General features: G+C 69.1%; 1 protein-coding gene. It reads left to right on the forward strand.

Annotated features, from left to right (window positions below; genetic code table 11):
- The first annotated feature begins 17 nt into the window (after positions 1-17).
- Positions 18-1,475, forward strand: a complete 1,458-nt coding sequence (locus ACZ7FF_RS44950) for an NF041680 family putative transposase (protein WP_470820551.1) — start codon at positions 18-20, stop codon at positions 1,473-1,475.
- Positions 1,476-1,486: the final 11 nt, after the last annotated feature.

Below are 1,486 nucleotides of genomic sequence, written 5' to 3' on the forward strand. Positions count from 1 at the left end.
GCACGAAGGCCGTAAAGATGAGTCTGCTGCATCACGACGTCCGGCAAGAGTCGTTGGCGGAACTGTCATGCTTCCGGGGCGAGTTCTACTCCTGTCTCACCGCTCGTTCGGATGCGTTGTTCGAGCTGGCTGACGCCGTTCTGTGCGGCGACGGACCGGTGAGCTCGCTGGCCGAACTGTCGCTGGTCGGCGAACACCGTCGTGGTCATGGCGGGCTCTACGCCGCCCTCGCCCGTGGCAGGGTCGATACCGGCCGGCTGCGGCGGGCCCTGGCCGCGGTGCCACTGCCACGGGCTGTCGACGGCCGGCTGGTCCTGGCCATCGACATCACCTGCTGGCTACGCCCCGATGCTCACACCTCACCGCAGCGGATCCTGTGTCACACCTACGGCCGGGGCAAAGACCAGCACATCCCTGTCCCTGGCTGGCCGTACTCGATCATCTGCGCGCTCGAGCCGGGCCGCAGTTCCTGGACCGCGCCTTTGGACGCGCTTCGCCTGGCCCCCGGGGACGACAGCGCCACCGTCACCGCCCGGCAGCTGCGTGACCTGCTCCACCGGCTGATCACCGCAGGGCAGTGGCAGGAGGGCGACCCCGACGTCCTCGTCATCGCAGACGCCGGATACGACGCCCCCCGTCTCGCCTTCCTGCTCAAAGACCTGCCGGTCCAGGTGCTCGCCCGGATGCGCTCAGACCGGGTCCTGCGCCGGGCTGTTCCACCCCGCCAGCCCCACACGATGGGCCGCCCACCCCGGCACGGCGGTGAATTCGTCTTCGGACAGCCCGACACCTGGGGCGTCCCGGACACCGAAACCGTCACCGACACACGTCTTTACGGCACCGCCAGAGCCCGCTCCTGGGACCGGCTCCACCCCAGGCTCACCCACCGCTCCTCCTGGGCCACCGCCGACGGCACGCTCCCGGTCATCGAAGGGACGGTGATCCGCCTGGACATCGGCCACCTGCCCAGCGGCGCAACACCCAAGCCGGTCTGGCTGTGGTGGTCAGGCACCGACGCCACCGCGGCACACGCCGACCGTCTCTGGCAGGCCTACCTGCGGCGCTTCGACATCGAGCACACCTTCCGCCTGTTCAAGCAGACTCTCGGCTGGACCACTCCGAAAATTCGCACACCTGAGGCCGCCGACCGCTGGACCTGGCTGATCCTCGCCGCCTACACCCAACTGCGTCTGGCCCGCCCCCTCGCAGCCGACCGGCGCCGTCCCTGGGAGCAACCCAGCCCTCCGGACAGGCTCACTCCCGCCCGCGTCCGCCGCGACTTCCGGCACATCCGCCCACAGACCACCTGCCCGGCCAGAGCACCGAAACCCACCCTCCCCGGTCCCGGACGACCGGCGGGCCGAAAAAACACCCGTCCGGCACCCCGCCACGACGTGCACACACCCAAGAAGACGCAGCCAGCACAGGGACAAAAGAAGAGGTCAACAACCCCGAAACCCCGCCGCACAGGTTAAAGATCAAGCTA

It is taken from the genome of Streptomyces sp. NPDC037126 (assembly GCF_055605965.1).